At 43.6% G+C, this 24583-nt stretch carries 17 protein-coding genes and 1 pseudogene; 6 read left to right on the top strand and 12 right to left on the bottom strand.

Features of this window, described 5'->3' with window-relative positions:
- Position 1: 1 nt before the first annotated feature.
- The gene (locus NQ510_RS12845; protein WP_005825407.1) at positions 2 to 997 is read right to left on the bottom strand and encodes a flavin reductase; all 996 of its coding nucleotides are present in this window, start codon (positions 995 to 997) and stop codon (positions 2 to 4) included.
- Between the two features lie 708 nt (positions 998 to 1705).
- Between NQ510_RS12845 and NQ510_RS12840 the strand changes: the two genes are divergently transcribed.
- From NQ510_RS12840 to NQ510_RS12820, 5 genes are all read left to right on the top strand, one after another.
- Positions 1706 to 2035, top strand: coding sequence for a helix-turn-helix domain-containing protein (locus tag NQ510_RS12840; protein WP_005805547.1), 330 nt, complete (start codon positions 1706 to 1708; stop codon positions 2033 to 2035).
- Positions 2025 to 4097 carry a toprim domain-containing protein gene (locus tag NQ510_RS12835; protein ID WP_005825410.1) on the top strand — a complete coding sequence of 691 codons (2073 nt, stop codon included), beginning with the start codon at positions 2025 to 2027 and terminating at the stop codon, positions 4095 to 4097. Before NQ510_RS12840 ends, NQ510_RS12835 begins: the two co-directional genes overlap by 11 nt.
- Positions 4094 to 4474, top strand: a complete 381-nt coding sequence (locus NQ510_RS12830) for a helix-turn-helix domain-containing protein (RefSeq protein WP_005825411.1) — start codon at positions 4094 to 4096, stop codon at positions 4472 to 4474. Before NQ510_RS12835 ends, NQ510_RS12830 begins: the two co-directional genes overlap by 4 nt.
- Before the next feature lie 133 nt (positions 4475 to 4607).
- Positions 4608 to 5969 carry an AAA family ATPase gene (locus tag NQ510_RS12825; protein WP_005825412.1) on the top strand — a complete coding sequence of 454 codons (1362 nt, stop codon included), beginning with the start codon at positions 4608 to 4610 and terminating at the stop codon, positions 5967 to 5969.
- The gene (locus tag NQ510_RS12820) at positions 5953 to 7038 is read left to right on the top strand and encodes an RloB family protein (protein ID WP_005825413.1); all 1086 of its coding nucleotides are present in this window, start codon (positions 5953 to 5955) and stop codon (positions 7036 to 7038) included. Before NQ510_RS12825 ends, NQ510_RS12820 begins: the two co-directional genes overlap by 17 nt.
- Before the next feature lie 204 nt (positions 7039 to 7242).
- Here NQ510_RS12820 and NQ510_RS12815 read toward each other — a convergent pair whose 3' ends face one another.
- From NQ510_RS12815 to NQ510_RS12805, 3 genes are all read right to left on the bottom strand, one after another.
- Positions 7243 to 8283 (bottom strand): hypothetical protein, encoded by a 1041-nt coding sequence (locus NQ510_RS12815; protein ID WP_259816791.1) that lies wholly within the window; start codon positions 8281 to 8283, stop codon positions 7243 to 7245.
- A gap of 64 nt (positions 8284 to 8347) precedes the next feature.
- On the bottom strand, positions 8348 to 9361 hold the full coding sequence (locus NQ510_RS12810; RefSeq protein ID WP_259816789.1) for an ATP-binding protein: 1014 nt from the start codon (positions 9359 to 9361) through the stop codon (positions 8348 to 8350).
- Positions 9362 to 9574: 213 nt separating this feature from the next.
- Complete coding sequence (locus tag NQ510_RS12805) at positions 9575 to 9841, bottom strand: hypothetical protein (RefSeq protein WP_005825416.1); 267 nt, start codon at positions 9839 to 9841, stop codon at positions 9575 to 9577.
- A 193-nt stretch (positions 9842 to 10034) separates the two neighbouring features.
- Here NQ510_RS12805 and NQ510_RS12800 point away from each other — a divergent pair, with 193 nt between their 5' ends.
- The gene (locus tag NQ510_RS12800; RefSeq protein WP_005825417.1) at positions 10035 to 10313 is read left to right on the top strand and encodes a hypothetical protein; all 279 of its coding nucleotides are present in this window, start codon (positions 10035 to 10037) and stop codon (positions 10311 to 10313) included.
- A 179-nt stretch (positions 10314 to 10492) separates the two neighbouring features.
- Here the strand turns inward: NQ510_RS12800 and NQ510_RS12795 are convergent, their stop codons facing one another.
- The 8 genes and pseudogenes from NQ510_RS12795 to NQ510_RS12760 form a co-directional block, all read right to left on the bottom strand.
- Positions 10493 to 10654 (bottom strand): 3'-5' exonuclease, encoded by a 162-nt coding sequence (locus tag NQ510_RS12795; protein WP_259818259.1) that lies wholly within the window; start codon positions 10652 to 10654, stop codon positions 10493 to 10495.
- 82 nt (positions 10655 to 10736) lie between these two features.
- Positions 10737 to 12197, bottom strand: coding sequence for a UvrD-helicase domain-containing protein (locus NQ510_RS12790; protein WP_259816785.1), 1461 nt, complete (start codon positions 12195 to 12197; stop codon positions 10737 to 10739).
- 2 nt (positions 12198 to 12199) lie between these two features.
- Positions 12200 to 13093 (bottom strand): ATP-dependent endonuclease, encoded by an 894-nt coding sequence (locus NQ510_RS12785; RefSeq protein WP_259818289.1) that lies wholly within the window; start codon positions 13091 to 13093, stop codon positions 12200 to 12202.
- A gap of 78 nt (positions 13094 to 13171) precedes the next feature.
- Positions 13172 to 14274 (bottom strand): annotated as a pseudogene (locus tag NQ510_RS12780) (ATP-dependent nuclease); the annotation flags it as partial.
- A 173-nt stretch (positions 14275 to 14447) separates the two neighbouring features.
- Positions 14448 to 20390 carry an N-6 DNA methylase gene (locus NQ510_RS12775; protein ID WP_005825422.1) on the bottom strand — a complete coding sequence of 1981 codons (5943 nt, stop codon included), beginning with the start codon at positions 20388 to 20390 and terminating at the stop codon, positions 14448 to 14450.
- Complete coding sequence (locus NQ510_RS12770) at positions 20377 to 20898, bottom strand: DUF1896 domain-containing protein (protein ID WP_005825425.1); 522 nt, start codon at positions 20896 to 20898, stop codon at positions 20377 to 20379. Before NQ510_RS12770 ends, NQ510_RS12775 begins: the two co-directional genes overlap by 14 nt.
- The gene (topB, locus tag NQ510_RS12765) at positions 20898 to 22979 is read right to left on the bottom strand and encodes a type IA DNA topoisomerase (protein ID WP_005825426.1); all 2082 of its coding nucleotides are present in this window, start codon (positions 22977 to 22979) and stop codon (positions 20898 to 20900) included. Before topB ends, NQ510_RS12770 begins: the two co-directional genes overlap by 1 nt.
- Before the next feature lie 27 nt (positions 22980 to 23006).
- Positions 23007 to 24488 (bottom strand): DUF3945 domain-containing protein, encoded by a 1482-nt coding sequence (locus NQ510_RS12760; RefSeq protein ID WP_034525456.1) that lies wholly within the window; start codon positions 24486 to 24488, stop codon positions 23007 to 23009.
- Between the last annotated feature and the right edge of the window lie 95 nt (positions 24489 to 24583).

The following is a 24583-nucleotide window of genomic DNA, read 5'->3' as shown; positions in this document are numbered from 1 at the left end:
TTTATTGCATGAAGTTATTGAGCTTGTTAGCCGGATTTAGTGGCGTCTGGTCAGACAAGACCAATGATTTGACCATGCGCAACGTTCCTTGCTTGTATTTCTGAAAGTGTTCTGATGCAATATGTTTTACATAAGCCGCATGGCTCGCATAGGTTTCGAGAATAGTCACCTTGCAGGGATTCTCCTTCTCGCCGACCGCATACATAGTCAGCACGCCCGATTCGGTACGCAGAGAGATTTCGCCTACTTCGGTTGCGTATTTCATATACTCGTCGAGATACTGCGGATAAACCTCGATTTTCGACAACCGCACGATACCGTCAGCACTCATCGGCTCTTTGGCGCACATACCCGGCCGCTTATCCAGATTCAGGCATTTGCCGATAATCTCTCCCGTGGCAAGGTAGGAATAGGTCGGAAATTCAAACAATACGGGTTTCAGCTTCGTATAGTCAAGTTTCCCGTTATTATCAAGCACTTCAGGAGCAGCGTATGTATTGACTATCGCACAAATGAAATTGTCGAAACCTTCAGTTTCATAGATGTCTACCACCTCACACTCCATGGTGAGGGGTGATGCGTCTATAACGGGGGTACCGTTTTCGCCAATATGGTAGGCAAACACCTCCGACTTATCGACCGTCGCACCGCTTACACTTCCCACATAGTCAGCTTTCGGCAATATTTCACGACTCACTAGATTGACGGAAAGTCGTTTTGAGTCCTTTATCCCTTGATTAGTGTAATGGCTTTTACTCATGCTGATGAGTATCCGGTCATGTCCAATAACACCCGTATGCCCTACCACTAGCCAGTTTACTTTCCCTTCAACCTCTGCCCCGACAACCGTCATCGGCTTGGGATAGAGCGCCAACAGATTTCCGAGATTTTTCTTGTTCGTTTCCATTATATTGGGTTGAACGGTGTTCTCCTTTACGGGAATACTGCACGACATTATGACAAGCAGTGACAGAACTCCTAAAATTGTTTTTGTCATACGTTATATTACTCTATTTTTCTTGCTAAACTTCTGATGACAAAGGTACCGCGATAGCACAAGCGAAGGTGTATATGATTTACGGATATTTGTACCCGAATTCCCGATTATACCGCAAGAAAGTTCAAGTTCATCAGATGAGTATAGTAAGACTGGCAGAAATCCCACGAATAATCCCACGCATGATTTGTTTTTAATCGTTATTCTTGCCGATACAGAAAACAAAAAAAGCTCTGAAATCCTTGAATTTCAGAGCTTTGCTTTAATTTGCTATTTGCTTTCGCGGTGCGTACGGGACTACACCGCTATTTCTTTATATCAGCTCTAAATCAGTTACTTACATACAGCAAAAACACTGTAAAAATTTCTAAAAGTAACGATTTAGAAACGATTTTCAAAATTTCAATTTTGTCTTTCGTGACACCGTTGTGTCTCTCTTTGATTTCGGGTTCAAAATTATACACTTTTTCCGAGACTACCAAATATTTGATTATTAATTTGATATATTTTTTTCTTCAGTGCAAGGTGCGAGCCTATATATAGAGATAGGCTTGCACCTTGCACCGACCTCTGGCTGCCCTACCTCACTGCCCTATTGCGTTGACAATCAACCTACCTATAAAAAAAGTTATGCCAAGTTGGTAACAAGTTGGCAAATGCTCCGGTGCGATTAGATGAACTTTGCGGCATATTCAAAAATAATAAGTTATGGAAGTTATTACAATGGAATCCGCCGCTTATCAAGGTCTGGTGACCAAAATTGAGAAGATTGCGGAATATGTTTTCCGAAAAGGAAATGCTCCTGATGTGGAGGAAGATATTTGGCTGGATAGCCAAGAAGTGGCGGATATGCTGCATATCAGCACACGAACCTTACAACGGCTGAGAACAGATAATCTGATTGATTATACGTTTGAACGAGGGAAATGCAAATACCGATTCTCGGAAATTGAACGGAAGGTGAACGAGAAAATTATTAATTGTGAACCGCATCTGATTGACGAGTTCCGCAAAAATGTATTGCTACGTGGAGAATAAAATTGATAAGGAGGATATTCTCCGCTTGACGGATAGAGGTCTGTCCGTATTCAAGCATTATATACCGGTGGCTTTCCGGTTGGGAAAGAATTTCCTTAATCCGTTCTATCAGGATAAACGGGCTTCGTGCAACGTGTATTATGAGCGGAAAAGTAGTGTGTACAAGTTGAAGGATTTCGGGAATGATGATTATTCGGGAGACTGCTTTGCACTGGTCGGGAAGCTACACGGACTGGATTGCAAGAGGGCAAAGGAGTTTGTGGAGATTATGGCTGTCATTGACCGGGATTTGCATCTGGGGCTGATGGATAGCTATGAGGTGAATTTACCTCCTGCTCCTATTCCGGTAGTTTCAGAAACGATACTTGCACAAAAGGTAAAGAAAGCAAGACCTTATACGTTAGCGCAAAAGAGCTTTACGGCTGCGGAACTTGCCTTTTGGGGAGAAAGCGGTATCACGCAAGAGGTGCTGAAATTGTTCCGGGTGGTTTCGCTGATGAAGTTCAGCAGCGAGAATAACGAAGGGAAACCGTTCAGTATCGCAGCGACGGATAAAGAACCGGTGTTCGGATATACGGCAAAGCAATATGTGAAGGTGTACCGCCCGCACTCGGAGATGCGCTTTTTATATGCCGGGGATTTTGGGGAGAATTATTGCTTCGGGTTGGAACAGTTGCCTGCTAAGGGGGATTTGCTCTTTATTACGGGTGGTGAGAAGGATGTGATGAGCCTGACGGCTCACGGGTTCCATGCTATCTGCTTCAATTCGGAAACGGTGACTATTCCCGTGGGGATTATTCATAGGCTCTCTTTCCGGTTCAAGCATATAGTCCTGCTCTATGATGTCGATAAAGCGGGGCTGGACAGTTCGGCAAAACAAGAACTGGCGTTGAAGAACTACGGGGTGAAACGATTGTTGCTGCCACTGGCGGGAACGAAGGTGGAAAAGGATATTTCGGACTTTTTCCGTTTGGGAAATAGCCGGGAGGATTTGATTAAACTATTTCTGGATTATCTGGATACAATATACAGCGAAACTATGTCTGCTCTGAAATCTTGTGAGGTGGATTTTAATAATCCGCCGCCCGTGGCACAAATGGTTGTGTCGGTGAATGATGTGCCGTTAGGCACGCAAGGGAATATCCTCTGTATTACCGGTGGCGAGGGAACCGGAAAAAGTAATTATGTGACGGCGTTGATAGCCGGTGCCATCGGACAATCCGATAAGAATAAGGTGATGGATACGTTGGGGGTGTCGGTCTGTGAAAACAGCAAGCGAAAGGCGATTCTGTTTTATGATACAGAACAGTCGGAGGTGCAGACGTACAAGAACATTACAAACCTTTTAAGACGTTGCGGACGGGAAACGATGCCGGAATACCTGAAAGCGTATTGCCTGACGGGAATGAGCCGGAAAGAGCGTTTGCAGGCGATTATCCAAAGCATGGATAAGTTTCATTATCAGTTCCGGGGGATTCACATGGTGGTGATTGACGGGATTGCGGACTTGATAAAGGGTGCGAATGATGAAACGGAAAGTATTGCCGTGGTGGAGGAATTGTACCGGCTGGCGGGGATTTACAATACTTGTATCGTTACTATCCTACATTTTATTCCTTCGGGGTTGAAGTTGCGCGGGCATCTGGGCAGTGAGTTGCAACGAAAGGCGGCAGCAATTCTTTCTATCGAGAAAGATACTGATCCGTCGGTGTCGGTGGTGAAAGCGCTGAAGGTACGCGACGGCAGTCCGCTGGATGTGCCTATCATGCAGTTTGCATGGGATAAGGATGCCGGGATGCACGTGTATCTGGGAGAAAAGCCGAAAGAGGAAAAGGAGAAGCGGAAAGAGGATGAACTCGTGGCAGTGGCACGGGATATTTTCGGACGGCAGGACTTTATCACTTATGTGGATTTGGCAGAGCAGATTCAAGCGATACTGGACGTGAAGGAACGCACGGCGAAAAGTTATATCAAGTTCATGCGGGAGAAGGAAATCATACGGAAAGACCCGTCGAACCAGAGTTATTATATCATCGGGAACTTAAAACAGGCGGGCTTATGATACCATTGGATAAAGAAACATTCGAGGCGTATATGGAACGGTTGCTCGAACAAGTGGAAAGGGTTGTAGGCGCACTGGACAAGAAGAACAAGAAGCCGCAAAATTACCTGAACGGGGAACGGCTGTACGATAACCAGGACGTTTGCCTGCTGCTGAACATCAGCAAACGAACACTACAACGGTACAGAGACAACGGGCTGAAGTATTACACGATCTTGCATAAGACGTATTATAGGGAGAAAGACTTGCATGAGTTTATACGGAGATATTTCGACGGGGAGAATGTAGGGAAAGATAAGACGGAAGAATGCGAAGAAGATGGACAGGCAGAGGGAGGTATACTATCTGATGACGAGAGCGAGCCTGCGATAACCTGACGTTGTTAAAATATCCCATGTAGAATTTAAAAGCAGTGTTTTTTCACTCAAATCTATTTTCTTGCAAAAAACATGCAGAAAATAAACATTAAATCATTTTTTATCAATTATTACTAAATATCCACTAAAGACAATGAAAAGCCTGCAAAAATATATCACGATTTACGTGAAATATGAAAATAGCGATTATTTAATTTGCTTTTTTCGATTTAAATGCGTTTTTTTGCATAAAACACTCAAGAAAATGATTTTAAATTTAAAATTCAGCAATTATCGTTCATTCAAGAATGATTGTATATTTACTACTGAGCCAGGAAAGTCCAAAGCAAAAACGGCGAACTTATGTGACAGTAGGACACAAGGTGAAGGAATCAAGCAGGCACTTAAAGTTTCGATAGTATTCGGTGCTAATGCATCTGGAAAAACGAATGTCATGAGATTCTTATACGGGCTAAAACGTTGGGTGCAGAATTTGGATAACCGTATGGGAGAAAATATCCCTCTATATGATCCTTTCAAGTTTGACGATGAAACAACGAATGCTCCCATTGAATTCTTCATTGAGTTTATAACGAATAATTTGCGTTATAATTATCAATTAAAATTCGGCCGCAGGGAGGTGTTGTCTGAAAGCCTCAGTTATTTTCCAAACGGAAAAACTGCTTCTTTGTTTGAAAGAGTACGATCCGGTTCTAAAGCATTGACACATACTGTCAGATTCGGTTCCAAAGTGACTGGTATCAAACCTTTCACTGTCTTCCCAAACCAGTTAATATTGTCCAAGTTCATTATAGACACTCCAGGAGAAAATATCACTGAAGCTGCCAAATATCTGGCGGATTTAGTCGTTTCCAATGGATACCATGAAGATATTAAATTAGGTCTTTATAATGATATGATGGAATGGATTGCTCAACATCCTGAAGATAAAAAGAAATTAGGTGAGTTGCTGGCCTTCGCTGATACTGGAGTGAAAGATTTCGAACTGGAAAAACGGCACTCTGACAAGTCTTATGAAGTTAAAAGTCTACATCGTCGGTATAATAATGGACAGTTCGTTGGAAAAACAGATTTGCCGTTCACGGAAGAATCCTTTGGTACCCGGGCACTTTTTCTGCTTGGCTGCTATATCCTGCAATCGCTTAAAAGCGGAAGCCCTTTACTGGTGGATGAAATAGACTCTGGGCTTCATACATATATTACCCGGTTGATTGTAGATATATTCAAGAACACACGCATAAACAAAAAGAATGCCCAATTGATATTCACTACACATGACGTGAACCTGCTGGATCAAGAGAATATTCGCCGGGACCAAATATGGTTCGTAGAAAAAAACGAGTTCGGTTCCTCTGAATTATTCTCCCTATCGGACTTTGGAGATGTAAGAGAAGACACTCCTTTCGCAAAATGGTATATGAACAACAAGTTCGGAGCTGTTCCGACATTAAGATCGTTAGAAAAATTATTTATGACAGATGGCACGTCAAAGTGAAGACAGCAGACATAGCAAATACGTAATTCGTATTATCTGTGAGGGAGAAAAGACCGAACCCCTTTTTTTTACATCCCTATGCGACAAACTACTTGATGAAAATGGTGGTGAGGAAGAATGGGATGTCAAGACTATCCCTCAACCTGACATACCAGAGGAAAAGCCGTCAATGGCAGACCGAGGTTTATACAAGAACAAAAAGAAAAGAGTTAAGGGGAAAAAAGACAAACTGCAACCAGAAGTACAGGGACAACCTCCTCTCAGCTGGATTCGTCTTTCACGTAAGAAGCTCAATGAAGGCGTTGATGAGGCATGGGCTGTCTTTGATAAAGATGAACATCCGGCAAGAAAGGACGCTTTTGAAGAAGCAGAAAAACTTATTGACGACAAGAAAGTGAATATTGCATTTTCCAGCCGTAGTTTTGAATATTATCTGCTTCTGCATTTTGAGTACTTATATCACCCGTTCCACGCTACCGAATGTGGTGAACGGATAGATGGTAAAAAGGTCAATTATAACTGCATGACGGAAAAATCCAAAGAAAATGCCTGTCATGGAGAAAAGTGCATTAATGGTTATGCAAGATTGAAAAAATACTGGAATGAGACCAAAACCTCCCAATCAACATTTCCATTAATTGAAAAACGTTTAAAGGCAGGTATCATCAATGCCAAGAGGCTAAGAATAGAGAGCAATAGTAAAGAGAACTGTCCTATTTATGATAGAAACCCTTATACAAATGTGGATAAATTAGTATGCAGGCTAATTCATACAGAAATTATACCCTACCATGAGGAATGTCTATTCAAGGATTCCGGAGATGAGTTGTTTATCAGAGTGCACAAAAACGTTATTATCGTTTGTAACAAGTCGTCACACACGGTCGTCATTCCTGAAGGATTGCTAAAAAAATATAACTGGGAAATAGATAAATATGAAAGCTTAAATGACCGATGTATTTTACCAGCAAATGAATATACGTTTTGGATATTCACTCTTAAGGAACCAGAAGTCATATTGATTGAGAAAAAGAAGACACATCCCGAATATATCTTTTTCCCTTATTGACATATATCTAATAGCCACCCTAACTTCATTTATTGAAGTATGGCGGCTATTTTCATTTAGAATTTAAGGGCTTTTGAAAGTTTTCTTATGCCTTGGAATGTAGCGGTTATTTCTTAAGAGGGCTTGTTTACACAATTTAGGAAGTCTGTCTTCTTAATGAGAGGTCTTAAGTTACTTACCATTGAAATAAAAGACAGCATTCTGTCAAAACAGCTTATTGAAAAAGACACTATTACGAAGTGCGGCCTTTTGCAATAGAGTTGAGTACTTTAGCACTTCAAAATACATAGTTCCTTTCTCACGTTTCTTACCACCATTAATTTTCTGGTCTGGAATATAAACATAGTCAGAATATGGAGGTTCTATAAAATTAGGATTTGCGTTAATAATAGCATCAAAATCGAAACTCTCACCAATTAGGTAAGCATAGAAGTTTGTTATCTCAAATTTATCTTTTGCATATTGCCTAATCAAGCCTGCATAGTCTATCACTTGATTTAAGTATTTTCCAACATCTGCATCTGTGCTTTTCAATTCAACTATAATACATTTATGTTCTTCGGGAAATAACAAAACATCTGTACGTTTACCTAACTGATCCCGATTGTATGCTTTCAATTTATTAACTTCTTCTTCTGTCAAATCTTCTCTCAAAAATAGTTCTCCATTAATCTTTGCGTTTCGTAATTCGCATTCAGAAATACCCTTATAATGAATAAAATCTTCATTTAGTATCCACAAGTTACTATCAAGAGTGTTGTCAGTATGTTGTTTAAAAAGTAAATCATGAATTAAACGCTCATTATTCTTCCTCTTCCCAACGACCTGCAAATTCTGTATTTCCATTTGTTTTTTTAATATAAAATTTAGAATAGAAATAGCAGATTTCCGAGCAGATATATAATTTACAATATCTGCCCGATTCTTTTGAGGAATTAACTTGCTTACTTCGTTGACTTTTGTTTTAAAATGTTCTCTAAAATTTCCATCACTTGGATTAAGATGCTTCAACGAGTCTATTACGGATTTTATTTTCGCTTCCTTTTTAGAAGATAATTCCGCATTATAGTCTTTATATCTTCTCAAAAAAGTGGCTGTATCTTCTCCTAATGTATAACCTATTTTTTCAACTATACTTCGATCTAAAGCAAATAATTCAATTAATTCGTTTATATTTTTATCCAAATCTTCTTTTACCTTCTTTATTTGAGGGTATTTAGCAAACAATTTTATTAACAACCTCATTCTGTATATTATCTATGAATATGTGTTCCTTTTCCATTTCAAAATATCATTCTTTTTTAAGAATTCATTTTTTGGATAAAATTCTTAATTTACCTCGAAGATCACTATCCTGATTTGTAATGAAATCACTGGATATTAAACAAAGCATATAACGCTTATCTATCTTCGAAGAGTTATCCATGAATGAAAAATCCATACCACATATATCTACAGTTTCATTCTTACTAGTCAATTTTACATCATTTTTCTTTTGTATTTTGGGATCAAGTAAATATGATCTTATATTAAAAGTTTCTGTCCTTTTATGGTCTACAAATGTTTTTTTATCTTTATCGTATGACTGATATTTTAATGTAAATGAGTCCTCATAATCCGAAGAGGGAATTTTATCCCCAGTAATTTCTTTATCATTAACTTCATCATGTATGTCATTAATATATCTTTGAATTTTTATTTTTTGAAGATTTTTCTTGTTTAAACAAAAACGGCTAAGATAGCGAAGAAATATTTTGTCATATAATTCAGATGTTGACAATTCTGTATATCTAATCTTATCTTCTTCATATAAAGGAAAGTAAAAAGATATATTAGTACCAGTTTGTTCATCTGAGGTAACAATAGGATCGCCTTCCCAAATAACAGCGTTTTCCTTATCCCAGAAATTAGCAGATAAAACAATCCTTCTCTTTTTTAAGACTCCATTTTCCTGATACGTACTATATATATCTGTCTTATCAAAAAAATGCAAATATTGTATCCTTCCTGTACCTAAATTATTGAAACTCTTAGATTCATCATAAATACTTCTTAGTCTCTTTAAATTTTCCTCATTGAACCCTATCCCTGTATCAGAAATTTCAATGGAGTTAAACTCTAAAATATCTTTCATAAGCATTTTAGAGAACTTCAATCGAATGGTAATGGTGTCTTTAGAGCCAGAAGTTGCCTCAAGAGCATTACTTATTGCCTCAAATATAGGTTGAAGATATGAAGTATGTTTTTTAATATGCCGCTTCATTAAAGATTTGTATGCAATATCTTGTTTTACAAAATGTCCGTTTTTTAAAATCTCATACATATTCAAAATGTTTAAGGATTGAAGGATATGCAAAATTAGCAAAAGTATTGGATTCCTATATGAACAGAATAGAAATAAAATAAAGGAAAGAAGATTTAGGGATTTTTCTCTCAAGAAGCTAAGTTGATAATCATTTAAAGATTTTAAATGATGTCCCCACTTCTAAATATAATAGCCGCTACAACTGCCAATCACAGTGTAGCGGCTGTTCATTTAGAGTTTAAAGCCTTTGGAGAGTTTGTTGACCTGATTGAGGGCATTGGGGGCGTCCTTGTGGGGGATGGCTCCTATGTCGGCAATGGGGATGCGATTTAGGACAGCTTTGATGCTGATGGAGGGTGGTAGGACAGCACGTTTGGGTGCTACGCATTCTTCATGAAGTTGGGCATCTGGTGGACGTAAGGGGTGCATGGAGCCGTCGTACTTGGGCTTGACAGAGTTGTTGAACTTGCGGTTGTACATGACGTCTTCACCTACCATTATTTTTTAGTAATGTCGGGCGATAGTCTAAAATGTCTGTTTGTATGCCTTTCTATCATTTCGTAAAATAAAGTCTATTATTGGAGTGTTATTTGTAGTAGCATTACCATAATCATAAAAAATATCGTTATGGATACATATTGTTTCAAAAAAGTAAAATCATCATCCATCTTAATTTTAATAGAAAGAGACGATGGAACAAAAAAGAAACAAACTTTGGAGAGAACAACAATGCAAGCGTGTCTTTAAGGCGAGAATGATTTATTATGCATCTTTTGAACATGATGTTATTGATGATGAAGGTAATTTGATTCATTCACCTCACTGGTTTGAATTGGCAAAATTGAGATGTTGGAAAGTCTATAAAACTACTGGTACTCCTTGTAGTTGTATGATTTGTCAGGGTGAACGTTACAATCGGCTGAGTTATAAAAAGGAAACTCAACGTATCATTCAAAAGGCAGTGGGATAATGAACAAATAAAAAAGATTAGACTTGAAGCCATTCAGCCTAACTTTTTTATAATTTCTAGAGACTGTAATAATGCGAATCAGTGTCTACCTCCCCCTCTGATTCGCATATATTACTAATATTTGTATTTGTATTCATTTAGTATGATCGTAGGAATTTTTCCTCTATCTTGTTCAGATATTAAATATAAATTTTTCTAGCCCTCGAAGCTATAACATATAAAATACGTTTTGCATTCTCTATTTTATTAACATCACTAAAATGGGGAACATAATCTTCTAAAAGTCCAAATGCTATTACTGTATCAAACTCAGCTCCTTTTACTCCATGATTAGTTGAAATAGTAATTCCTTCTTTTGACGAAATACCTTTCTAAAAGTATCAACATGCGAAATAAATTCTGAACCATCTTTTCTTAACTTTTCTATTCTTTTTTAGCAGAGCTATCAAAAAAAGCATTATAATGCAATTCTAAATAGTTATATTGATGTAAATCGACATCTAATTCACGGAGAAACTGAAAGAAAAACTTTCTTAAATACTCTAAGCCTTCTTGTTCATTTACAGATATACTGTTGCAAATATATAATATCTTTTTAGCAGATAGATTTCTATCAATTCCTATTGATATTAGATCTGTTTTTATTTCATTAGCCCAACGAAGCCTTCTTATATATAAAGATGGTGTTGCATCTGTTAATATAATACGTGATAATTTATACCAAAAGTTATCTATATCTCGTGCAAAAGGCGCCATACCAGGACCATCAAAACTGTATTGAGGTAAACGAGCCATTAGATTTCTTGTCAACCCAGATAAGTGAATCCACCATGGTGCAAGAACGCATATTTCATTTGGAGAAATACCACATTCATCAATATTGAATTGAATTATGCGAATTATTTCATCCTCTAAATCATTAATTGAAACTATTTTGTTATAACGAATAATGCTTTGATAATCTTTATATTTTCCAACCGCTTCTATCGTGTTATCATAGGTCTTGAAATAATCAAAGTACGATACAAGAAGAGATGATGACCTATAATTCTTAGTTAGTGATAATTCATTAAAATGTAATCCAGTTGTTTTCTCTAAATCAACTTTAGTCATAGGAAATCCACCTAAATTACTAAATATAGATTGATTGGGATCTCCTACAATGAAAGCCTTATTATTCTTTCCAATCTTTAAAATGGCACCTAGAATCATATATTGTAATTCTTTTGTATCCTGATATTCATCAACTAATACAAAAGGGAAAATATGTGACAATGTTTTACAAATGCCTTTATTATCTCTTAAAAGGAGATATGAATAATATAGGATCAGTTCAAAATCAATTTCTTTATTTTCTTTTAGATTTTGAAAATAGCTTTTAATTATAGACACTACTGATTCTTTTTTCTGAGAATTTGTACATTTTACAACCAATCCACGTGATGTAAAATAAAAACACTGGCAATCCCAATATGTAATTTTAGGCTTTGTAGATGCATATGGAACACATAAAGAAGTTAAATAGGATTCCGTATCGTGTGCGTTAATAATAGTATATCCATATTTAAGTTCTTCAATATACATATGATAAGGTTTGAGTATCCATTCAACACAAAATGAATGAATAGTACCAATCCATAATTGTTTAGTATCTATTCCTAACAATTCGATTCGTTCTTTTATCTCATCTGCTGCACGATTTGTATATGTAATGGCTATTATATATTGTTTATTTGAATTCAATTTAGATAATTCATAAGCAATTTTATAGGTTAGAGTTCTTGTTTTACCACTACCTGGACATGCTACTAATAAAACACTATCTTCATAAAATATAGCATTCTCTTGCTCTGGATTCAGATCTCCATTTTTCCACACAAACATATTTAAAGTCGATTTAATATATATAAAATAGGTTCTGTCTTTTGTATCCCTTTTCCTAAACACTCTTTTAATTCACCTAAGGTAATTTCATCTTTTTTATATGTAAGCAGATCGTTTTTCAGTTTGTCAATTTCTTCACTTTGTTTGTATGTGCTTAATACATATGTGAAAATCTGTAATAATAGCTCCTTGGAAAATTCAGGTTTAGCAAAGATAATGGCATCCAATATATAATTAGGAATATGAGTGGATGATGTTATATACTTACCCAAAAGTATAGCATACCATCCTTTTCCCATTTTATTAGCCATTGTTAAAATTCTTTTTCCGTATTTTTTTATGTCTTCTGATTCTATCTCTTCTTTAGATTTTTGAATAGCTTGTTCATCAATATACACCTTTTTTATTGTTGACAAAACAGCTTTTTTATTACCAGCTTCCAAAAAATCTATTTCAAATGTATGAGGTGCATAAAATGCTCCTATCCACTTATTTTTCTTTTTTAAAGCATCCAAGTTTTCTTTTCGAGTCTTTCCTCTTTTCGAAGCTTCCGTCTTTTCTCCTGTAATCGAGACATCTAAATCTGTAATAATTGCGCATCTTTTCTTTATTCTATGATTATGAAAGAGCTGTGCTAAATTTTCAAATCCAGTACTTCGTACATTTATCAGACTTATTCCCAATTCATCTAAGCTAACGCCTAAGGTTTGCTTCACCATAATAGGTATGAGTATTTCTTCAGCATCTCCTTCCACTAATATAACGCTTTTTGCAAATAATAAATTACTTCTTATAGCATCTAGGAACCTTTGCACTTTCATTATTTCTTCTTCGCCTAGTCCTATAAATGGCTGATATACTTCTGAATAATTACGATATTTTCCTAATATATTCATGCTGGAAATATTTGATACTTCAGAAATATGGGTAGAATGTGTCGAATAAATAATTTGTGTATCAGTATAATTTAGCTTATCAAATAATGCTTTCTGTATATGTGTATGAATATGAGCTTCTGGTTCTTCTATTAAAAGAAAATTTGCAATTTTATCTTTTTTTTTCTATACTTATATTCAAGTAGTTTTAAAGTTAGAAATATAAGATTTGCTCCCCCTAAACTCAATTCATGAATACCACCTTCATAGTCTTCTTCTGGTTCTCCTATAAATAATTTTAATGACTGAAGTAATTTTTCAGCTTCACTAGGTAAGTTGGATTTAATAGATAGTGAAGATGGAGAATATGTAGTACCTACAGCCTCCTTTATAGTTTCAGATATATTATTTGTAATCATCTGTATATCATCCAATTCCTCTATGGATTTATTTAAATCATCAACTTTTATTGATATAGGTTTAAAATCTTCCTCCTTTATATCTTCACTTTTATTTTTAAGCAATGTTAATAATGGATTTTTTCTATTGTCTTGGAAGTCTGACACGACATCTCTTAATGCTTTAATAAAAGTAAATGAAACTTCTCGACTTATAGATAATTGATGTGGAATACGACCTCCATATTTTGATTCATCCATATCAAAATTAAAAATAACATTATCAAAATCCCCCATTAATTCACGCTGAACATTTTTATCATTGAAGTCAGCAGTACTTTTCCCTGTGAAAAATGTTTCATAATCCTCAATCGTTATTTTATCTAATATGCCATTCAAACCATCTTTATCGCCAGTCTCCAATTCTGCAAGCTGTTTCCTTATTTCAGGTTTGGGCCTAAAAAACAAATTATATGTTGCTTTCTTTGTAATGTCTCCTTCTACAACTCCACTTCCGTAAATAAATAAAGATTGGATTGCTTCATCATTAGATATTTCATTAAACTCTAAACTAATAATAATCCATTTTCCTTTCCAACTTTTCAAATTGCGATTAAAATCGTTTTCATTTAGTTTATATGCTGAAGATAACAAGCTGTCATCTAAAATTAGACGAATAGCTCGAAATAAATTAGTTTTACCAGATGCGTTTTCTCCTATTATAGTATTTATCCCTTTATTGAAAAGGAAAAAAGCATTTTCAAAATTGCGATAATTGACTAGTGAAACTTTTGATATATACATTATTGGTGTCCTCCTTTTTATTACTACTGCTTACAAATATAGCAATTATATAATTTTTTACCATTGAATTTTTAAGAAATAATCAGGGGAGTAACTTTTATATTTTTGTAGGATAGTTATTGTTAAAAAACAAGTCACTACACTGCATTATTACAGCAGTAGTGACTTGTTAGTTAGATTTTGAAACCTTTTGGGGACTTGGGGATATGGGCGGTGTTCGGGTCGTCCTTGTTGCCGGGCTTGGGGATGCCGCCGATGACGAGTTTGCTGCCTAACGAGTTCATGGCATCTTTGATGCTGAAACTGACAGGGGGCTGGTTCAGGTGCGGGGGCTTCTTTTCCGGAGGGGCGGAAAGGAAGTCGGGCGGCTGATGGACGTAGGGCTTGCCGTCGGATGCGGGGGACGTTATCGGTGATGCCGGAGATGTTCCCGATGCCGGGGGCTGGATGGTTGCCGATAGCGGCTGGATGGTGCCTGCGGTTTCATTTGTGCCGTGACCTTGGTTCTCGGTTTGGCTCTCGTCCTTGCTGTTGCTGTCTTCATTCTGTTTGACGGGTTTGAGGGAGAGCTGGATTTTGCGGTCAAGGGCGGCAAGGTCGGATTTGAGCTGTTTGAGCTGGTCTTCCTTTTTCCATGTTTCTTTGACGACTTCCTGAAGGATGGGGATGTCCTTGGAAATCTGTTCCACTTCTTTTTGGTATTTCTCCAGAAGAGGGGGAACGGTTTCGAAGGTGCGGAGGAACATCTGGGCGGCAATGTTGGGGTCTTTTGCCAGTCTGCCGCCGTTGAAGTTGTACAGGATGTTGCCTTCGCCACGGACGAAGAAGCGGTTTTCGATGAAGTCGAAGCCGTCTTTCATGCTGGCTTCGGTCTTTACTAAAAGGTCGAAGCCGTAGAGCTTGCCGATGGGCTGGGATGTGCCGTGGGTACGGGATTTGTCCTCTATCTCGGCGAGCTTTTTGGCGATGAGTTTGGGGTCGTTGCCTTTGACACCGTCCAGTTCGATGAGATTGAGAGGGTTGCCCTGGCCGTCGCGCTGGACGCGCTGCTGGAAGTGCTGTATGTCCGTGCTGATACGGGTGATCAGGTCGCCGTTTTTGGTGACGGTTTGCATTATGTTTTCCAGTTTGGCTTCGGCGGAGGATTTGCCACGGTGGAAGGATTTGCGCTCGCTTTCGAGGGAGGCAATCTGTTTCTCCAACTTGGCTTTGTCCAACAGGTCGGTGTTGCCGGAGAGGATGGCAACGTACTCGGAGAAGTTCATGCCGCCCTGCTCGTCCATGCTGCCCTCGTCGATGGTACGGGCACCCATCGTGCCTTTTTTGAGCTGGGTGATGAACAACTGCTTGTTGTGAAGCAGGTTGAATTTGTAGCTGTCGAGGGATTTCTCGACGGCGTAGTTGATAATATCGACTTTGTTGTCGGCAAAGAGTTTGGCTATCTCGTTGCCTTTTCTTACGCCACGGCCGTTGCGTTGCTCCAAATCTTTGGGCGTCCAGGGAATGTCGAGCTGATGGATGGCGACACACTTGTGCTGGGCATTTACGCCGGTGCCGAGCATGTCGGTGGAACCGAAGAGGACACGGATTTTGCCTTCTTTCATGGCATTAATCATTGCCATGCGCGACTTTTCGGTCTTGGCTTCCTGAATGAAGCGTACCTGGTCTGCCGGGATGCCGTAGTCGTCCACCAATTTGCGCTTGATTTCGCTATATGTGTTCCACTGACCGGGCTTGTAGGTGCCCAAGTCCGAAAAGACGAACTGGGTGCCTTTGTGCTCGTCGTACTTCTGGTAGTATTGGTTTATCAGGGCGGCGCAATGGGTGGCTTTGTTATCTATGTGGTCGTCGTATTTGTCCTCGTCGATAAGGCGCATGTCGAGGGACATCTTGCGGGCATAGTTGGTGGCAATGAGCATCTTGGCTTTTTCTTCCCGGCGGCTTAACGGGGGACGTCCGAGGACGGTGGCGTTGCCGGACTTGGCAAATGCAACCAATCGCTGGATGAAGTCCTGCTGGTCGGGCGTAGGCGGGATATTGTGCAATATCTCGTTCTTCTTGGGGCGGTCGATGCCGATGTCTTCGGCGGTACGGAAATCGGTGATTTCGTTGTACATGGCGGCAAGCTCCGGGACTTTGATGAAGTAACGGAACCGCTCTTTCTGGATGATTTCGTTGGTGACGGAGAACTCGTAGTCGATGGACTTTTTGGCAAAGACCGCCGCCCATGCGTCGAAGGTGTTGATGCCCTGACGTTCCAGTTCCTTGGGACGGAGGTATTTAAAAAGCAGATATAACTCGGTCAGGCTGTTGGAGATGGTGGTGCCGGACAGGAAAGTGGCTCCCAAATCCTTGCCGGTACGCTCCTGAATGGTGCGGAGGGCGAAAAGCATGTTCAGGGCACGCTGGCTGCCTTCGCTGTTGCCCAGACCGGCTACACGGTCGTGGCGGGTGGTGAACATCAAGTTCTTGAATTTGTGGCTCTCGTCCACGAGCAGGTGGTCGATGCCCATGAGCTTGAAGTCCACGACGTCGTCTTTGCGGTTCTCGATGTCGAAAGTGAGTGCCTTGATTTTGGCTTCGAGGTTCGCCTTGCGTTTCTCTACGCCTTTGAGCATACCGTTGGAAACGTCTTCGCCTTGCTGGGTGAGGACTTCGAGGTTCTCTTCTACGCTGTCCAGTTCCTGCTGCAAGATTTGTTTCTGTATCTCCGGGGATTGGGGGATCATGCCGAACTGTTCGTGAGACAGGATGATGGCGTCCCAATCGTTGTTCTGCATCTCACGCATGATGCGGACACGGTTTTCGGGGGTGAAATCTTCTTTGCCGGGATAGAGGACACGGGCATTGGGATAGGCGGTCTTGAAGGTCTGGGCTATCTCGTGGATATTGGCTTTCAGACCGATAATCATCGGTTTGTTTGCCAATCCCAAACGCTTCATTTCGTAGGCGGCGGCACACATAATCAGGGTTTTGCCGCCGCCTACTTCGTGGTCAATGATGCCACCGCCGTTGATTTTGGTCATCCAGATGGCATCTTTCTGACTGCCGTAGAGGTCAGGGATGCCCAATGCTTTGAGGTCAAGGTCGGGAAAGGACTGCATGGAGCCGTCGTACTTGGGTTTGACGGAGTTGTTGAACTTGCGGTTGTACATGTCGGTGAGCCGCTGTTTGAACTCCGGGGACTGTTCTTTCAACCAATCGCTGAAGCCGTTGCGGATTTCGTCTATCTTGCTATTGGCAAGCTGGATGGCTTCGGTGTCGCGGACTTTGACTACATCGTCGCCTACCAATACTTTTTTGGTGATGTCGGGCGAGGTGTTCTGAATGGCGTGTTTCATCAGGTTGAGTCCGTCGTAACGGCGGCTCTCGGCCTTGACGCAATATTGTTCGCGGATGCGGACGTTGCCACGGGCGGATGCGCTGACGCTGAACTCGTCGCGGCTGGCGGCGTAGGTAATCTTGACGTCGGTATCGAAAAGACGGGAGGCGTATTTCTCGTAGATGCCCATTGGTATCCAGCGTTCGCCGAAATTGAAGTCGAGTTCTTCAAACGGGATGGGTACGGGAAAGGCGGCACGCAGGGCATCGAGCGACTGTGAGGCACGGTCGTTGCCGGGGTGGTTCGCGATGTAGTCCTCTATCATTTCGGCTTTGGAAATGACGTTACCGGCAATGAATTTGTCGGCTATCTCGTAACCTTTGATGAGAGGATTGAAGAATACACGCCCTTTGAGGTCATCGAGCAGGGCGTCTTCGGTCTTGTCGGTGAGCCTTGCCATGTATTCGAGGTTGACTTCGCCGTATTTGTTGAGTGAGGCGGAAAGGGCTTCGTCCGAGGTATCGACGTGGGTCAGTTCGTTCTTGTTGAAGGCTACGGGATGGTCGAAGATGTCGGCTTTGAGTGCCTGACCGTCTTTGTAGCGTTCCAGTGAGAGGATTGTCCGGTTGTCGTTGTCCATACGGATCAGGTCTATGTTCTTCGGGCTGTTAAGGTTGCCGAACTGACGGACAAAATCATCGTACAGGGCGTTGAGCTGGTCGCGCCGGACGGTGTTTTCTTTGCGTTCGGTGGCTTCGCTGTTGTAGAGGTCGTGATAGGTATCACGGATTTCGACATAGAGCGAGAGTTTGCGGAGCTGTCGGTCGGGCAGTTCGAGGGGGTGGAACATCGGGGCAATTTGGGTGTCGCGGATATAGCCGATGCCGTTGCCCAGAACTACCAATGAGCCGTCTTTGTAATGGGACGGGATTTCGTTGGGGTATGGACGGGGCTGCATCCGCTGTTTGCGTTCCTCTTCGGCGGCGATTCTTGCTGCTTCTGTTGCTGCCTGGTCTTCGATTTTGGTTTCTGTCCGAAGCAGGATTTTGTTATCATCGCTGGGGACACCGGAGGCTGCCGGGGTAACGGTGGGTTTCACTACGGACTTTCCTTTGGGCTTCTTGCCGGTGGGTTGGGCTGTACCGGTAGCCGGTTCGCCGAAAAGGTTGCCTTGTACGGGCTGTTTTCGGGAGGAGGATGCGGAACGGCGTTTGCCGCGTTTCGGGGTTATCTGGGTACGCTCTTCTGCTGTGAACTCAAAGAGGTCGTACAGGCTCAATACCGGTGGAGAGAAAAGGGAAAGTTCGATTTCTTCTTTCGGTTCGGGCAACGGTTTTTCCACGGTAGCGGTTGTCGGTTCGGATCTATTTTCCGGTTCGGGAGCTTTAGTTTGCTCTGGTACTGGTTTCGGTGCCGGTACTTGTTCCGCTTCTTTGCTCTGTTCCGGTGCTTCATTCAACCGTGTGGGTTGGGTATGTTGCATCTGTACCCTGCTCTGCTGTTCTTCCAACGGGAGGAATTGTTGATAGAGGGGGACGTTCAACCGGCGGTAGAAGTCATTGCGAAGCAAGCTCCGGAGCTGGGAAGTGATACCGGGCAAACCTCCTTCGTGGATGTAAACCATTGCGGGATGCCCGTAGGGGTCGGTATCTACACAGGCTTTGGTATGGATGATGGGGATATTCCGGAAGATGTAGTCATTCGTACTGAACCCCTCCGGTCGCGGGCTGGAAGCGATGAACGCATGTTCGTCATCGGTAAGCGGCTCTGTCTTATCGGATTTCTTTTGAAGGATAATCAGGTCACTGCCTACTTCGGTGCCTGCACCGTCTGTAAAGAGGTTGTTGGGCAGACGGATGGCGGACACCAAATGGGAATGTTGCATGAGCTGGTAGCGGATGTTTTCATTCGCCGGGGAGTCCAGTACGCCCTGCGAGGTGATAAAAGCTAATATGCCCCCTTCGCGAATGTTGTCCAGTCCCTTCAGGAAGAAATAGTTGTGCAGGCTCTTGGCGGCGTGCTGACGGACAAGGCTCTTGCTCTTGGTGAATGAGGGGTCGAAAACCGCCACATCGCCAAAGGGAATGTTGGAAGCGGTGATGTCGAAACGGTTCAGGTAACGAAGCCCGCTATCCTCGAAACCGGTAATTTCTACTTTGGCTTCGGGGTGAAGGTGAGAGAGAATTTTGCCGGTCAGGAGGTCTTTTTCAAAGCAGACTATTTCGGGACGGGATAATCCGGCTGGGGATAATCCGGTGCGAGAGGGCTGCTGTTCGGATGAGTGTTGTTCAGATGACTGCTGTTCAGATGACTGCTGTTTGGCGGACTGCTGTTCAGATAGCTGTTGTTGTGCGGAATGTTGTTGGAAAGCATCGACAAATACTCCGGTTCCGCTCGACGGGTCGAGGAAACGGGACGGGGCAATTCCGTAGTTGCCCAATTCGGAAGCAAGAACTGATACAATGTCCTGCGGCGTGTAGAACGCCGTCAGGACAGAGTTTTTCAAACTGGAAAAGTAACGCTTGTATTCCGCTTCGTCTTTTGAATGGCTGCGGATGACGCTGTGGAGCTGGGAAACAAGTGGGAACAACTCGCGGTCGCTCTTTGTCCAACGGGCAACGTCGGCAAGGCTGGAAGCGGGATTGAGCACTGCCTTGATCCCACCGAAACCGGAATAGGCACGCAAGACTGCCTGTTCTTCGGGGGTGGCGGTGCGCCCTTCACGCTCCAACGCAAATGCCAGTTTGATTGCTTCGATATTGTCTTTCAGGTGCGCTTTCTTATTGTATGCCATTCTCGTCCAACCAGATTAAGATGGTACCTGTGATTTCCGTATAGAGGTTGTCGAAAGCAGGCTCGAACTGAAAATCATCGGAAAGGGGGTATTTGGCAAACACTTCTTCACAAACCGGAAGGAGCTGCACGGCAAGGGTCTTGGCACTGCCCTGCGGCACTTCATCGCTGAACTCGTTCCAAAGGACGGTGACGATCACATCGTACTTTGAAAAGTGAAGACCGGCAAACAAAACCTGATTGGCGGCTTCGGCGGCGGCATCGTGGGTAGAGCCGGAACGGACAGATTCGCTATACTCTTCGGCGGCACTGTCGGCACGGGCGGCGATAAAGTCGCTGTCACCGGCTAATTCGGGATGGGATTCTTTGAGGAAAGAAAGCAATAATAAACGGTAATAGGACAATTCCTGCGGTTGTTGTCCGGGGTGTTTCTGCTGCTGTTGCTGCTGCTTTCCTTGTTGCTGGAACTGTTGTCTGTTCTTATTTTTCTTATTCTTATTCTTATTCATTACTTGGATTTTTTAGAGGTTGGAAAGGAAAAGGTAACATTGAACTGTGCATCGAAGGCAAGGGCGGCATCGAATGATTTGCCGCTCTTACCCTGCAAGCCTTTGATAACACCGGTTTTGCCTTTGGTTACGAGTTCGGTGATCTGTTTGTCGGTCAGTTGCTTGTTACAGATGCCGCGGAACACTTTCAGGGTGCAGTCCACATTGCTGCATTTGGCTATCTTGTTGAAGAACAGCACATGCCCCTGCTTGCATTTGGGGCAAACGGGACTGTCCGTTGCGGACGCTATGGAGATAGTGGCATTGAGCAATTCGGTGGTTATCTGTGCGGTATAGACTTCTATCCCGCGGTGGAAGGTGTCGGAATCCATCCCGCCGGTTTCGATCTTGGCAAGGGCACTCTCCCAACTGCCGGTCATGGAGATGTCGGCTATCTTCTTGTCCCGGACAATGGAATGGACGGCCAGCCCTTTTTCAGTCGGGACGAGGGATTTTTTCTCACGGCGGATGTAGTCACGGCTAAACAATGTCTCGATAATGGCGGCACGGGTTGCAGGCGTGCCGATGCCCGCCTCTTTCATTGCCTGACGTTCTTCTTCGTTCTCCAACTCCCTGCCTGCGCTTTCCATTGCGGCAAGCAGGGTGCTTTCGGTATGCAGCGGGCGGGGCTTGGTCTGTTTCTCCAATGCTTCGCTATTATATATAGGTAGGGAGTCGCCCTGGTGAAGTTCGGGCAGAGTGGCATTGTCCTCTTCGTCTTCATCGGGAAGGTTGAGCACGGAACGCCAGCCGGGAACCCGGATGATGCTGCCACGCACGGAGAAGGTGACACCGGCAGACTGCAAGGTGACGGCTGTCCGCTCCATCAGGCATTTGGCGGAGAAGGATTCGAGCACGCGGGCGGCTATCATCTCGTAGATGGTGCGCTCGTCCGGTGAGAGGTCGCCGGGGAGATTCTCGGTGACGAGCAACGCATGGTGGTCGGTGACCTTGGCGGCATTGACGCTGCGGGAGTTGAGCGGCTGACCGTCCAATGTAGCGGCATAGGCTGCAAAACGGGGGTATGAGGTCAAGAGGCGGATGCGATCCGGGATAATCTCAAATACATCGTCGGAGATATAGCGGCTGCCGGTACGGGGGTACGAGGTGACTTTCTTCTCGTATAGGCTCTGTGCTATGGAGAGGGTCTTGTCGGCGGAAAAGCCGTGCCGGACGTTGGCTTCTTTCTGGAGGGCAGTCAAGTCGTAGAGTAATGGAGGCTCCTGCGACGCTTCCTTTTTCTCGGCGGCGGTCACTTGCAGGGTGCCGGAGGACTGGATTTGCTGCAAGTGTGCGGCGGCTTCGTCCTGACGGTCATACTTAGCGGCGGAGAGGGCGGAAAAGGTGATGCTGCCGGTGCCGGACTGCACCCGTAGCTGCCAGTATTTCTGCGGGGTGAAATTCTTGTTCTCCATGTAGCGGTTGCATATCATCATCAGGGTGGGTGTCTGCACCCTGCCGAGGGAGAAGACACCACGCCCGGCGGAGAGGCAAAGGGCTTGGGAAGCATTGATGCCGACGAGCCAGTCGGCTTCGCTGCGTGCCTTGGCACTGCGGTAGAGGTTGTCATATTCTCTGCCGTCTTTCAGGTTGTCCATGCCCTGACGGATCGCCTTGTCGGTAAGGCTGCTGATCCAAAGACGGGAGAAGGGCTTGGTACAACCGAGGTAATGGTAGATGTAGCGGAAGATCAACTCGCCTTCGCGCCCGGCATCGGTGGCTACGATGATGCTCTCGGACTTGTCAAACAGTGACCGGATAACGGCCAGTTGTTTGACTGCTCCGGGGTCGTCCTTGTACTGCTTGCCGTCCTTCACCTGACGGGGGACAAGCTGGAAACGCTCCGGAAAGATGGGGAGATTCTCCCGGCGGAAGCCTTCGAAGCCGTAGGCTTCGGGCATTGCCAATCCCACCAGATGACCGAATCCCCATGTAACGGTGTAGCCGTTACCTTCCATGTATCCGTCCTTGCGCTCTTTAGCGCCCACAATGAGGGCAATATCCCGTGCCACACTCGGTTTCTCTGCAATAATGACTTTCATAACTTTACTTTTTTAGGTTTTACGTTTTTATAATTTTCTTCCTTTGCCGCTCTTTTTCTTCACTTCTTTCTTTTCCTCCTGCTTGGCGGCTTCGACTTGCGCCGGTTGTGCCGCCGCCGGTTTCAGCGGTCGTTGCACATGCCTGGTGGCTTCGTCGGTTGCACCGTTGTTCACCGCTACCTGTGTCTTGTGGTCGGCTGTGGGGGTGATTTCCCTTGCCTGACTTTTGGCTTTGTCGGGATTGTAGCGGAAGAAGTCGGGCTTGCCCCGGTCGAGGTTCATGCGGACATAGGCATTGAACGGTTGCCCGTCGCGGTCTTTCATGCCGGTGACGTAGATAGTCTCCATCTTGCCGAATTTCTCCTGCTGTTCGGGGGTGAGTTCCTTGCCGAGCAGCCTTTTGGGGACAAAGAATTTGGCGGCGGCGGTCTGTGCATTGTCCTGGGACGGTACGTTGCCCTGCGACTGTGCGTCGGATGCCTTTTGCTGCTGTTCCATTTTCTTGTAGCGGTTCCTGTCCAGCCCGTCGAAGTTGTAGTCGAACTTTTCTTTGGCTACGTTGTACTGCATGTAGGCGTCGAACTTGCTTTTCCACTGCGAGTCCATGCCCTCTATCAGTACTTTGCCGCCTTCGGAGAGCTGGCGGTGTTGCTCCGGGGTGAGGGTGACGCCCTTGATCTCCATCGGGATAAGGATGTCGTCCACCGGAACGGCGACGAGGTTGTTGGTCAACTTGTCCAGTGAAACGAGGCAGGGCTTGGGGTCGCCGCCGTCCAACGGGAGAAGGACGGGATGACCGGCGTTGCCGGTGGCGAGGATATTGTCCCTTGTTTCCTTGTCCAACAGTACGCCGTGGAACGGCAGGTCGAGGGCGGCTTCGCGACGGTAGCAGTCGATCTTCAAGTCCAGTTTGCCGTCCGCGCCTTCCTGAAAATGGATGCGTCCCTGCGTGGTGATGGGGATGCCCTCTATCTCGGTGGAGATGGTGACCAGACCGGACTTGCCGCCGGAGAGGACGGCTGACAAGTCGCCGCCCTGTTCCAACGACTGGCGCGTGATGCCCAGACGGGCGAGCTGTTCCCAATCCACGCGGCTCTCAAAAGCCAACGGCTGCGCCTGCTGTTCCGTTTCGGAGGGAGATTCCTGCTCCTGTGCCAGTATCGGATAATCATTCGGATTGATCTTGTACAGGTCGATGAAAGCCTTGTTGTCTTCGGGATGTCGGAGCATGTCGGTAAACACGTCCAGCGTATCCAGCAGGGAGGCGGGAATACGGTAGAAAGGAAAGTCGGTGGGTTGTTGGTACTGATGCCTGAAATTGAGAAAAAAGTCCTCTAAGATGGAGGACTGCTTGTTCACTTTCAGAAAGTCATCGAGATTTTCCATCGAGGGCAGCAATAAACGCCATATCCCTTCCTTTGCAGCGGACTTGTCCACTGCCTTGAGTTTGCCATCGTCGTTCTTGTCGGCCACGAGCAATACTTCTTCTTCATTCTGGTTTTCTTCCATTGTCTTTTGTTTTATGTAACTTGCATCAATTGCAATGCGGGGCGAAAGTAGATGCAAGCAGTTGTAATACAATGGATTCTTGCAGGGGTGGCATT

This window comes from Bacteroides uniformis (assembly GCF_025147485.1).
Classification (GTDB): Bacteria; Bacteroidota; Bacteroidia; order Bacteroidales; family Bacteroidaceae; genus Bacteroides; species Bacteroides uniformis.
Note: the sequence above shows the minus strand (reverse complement) of the source record. Positions and strands in the feature narration are given on the sequence as shown.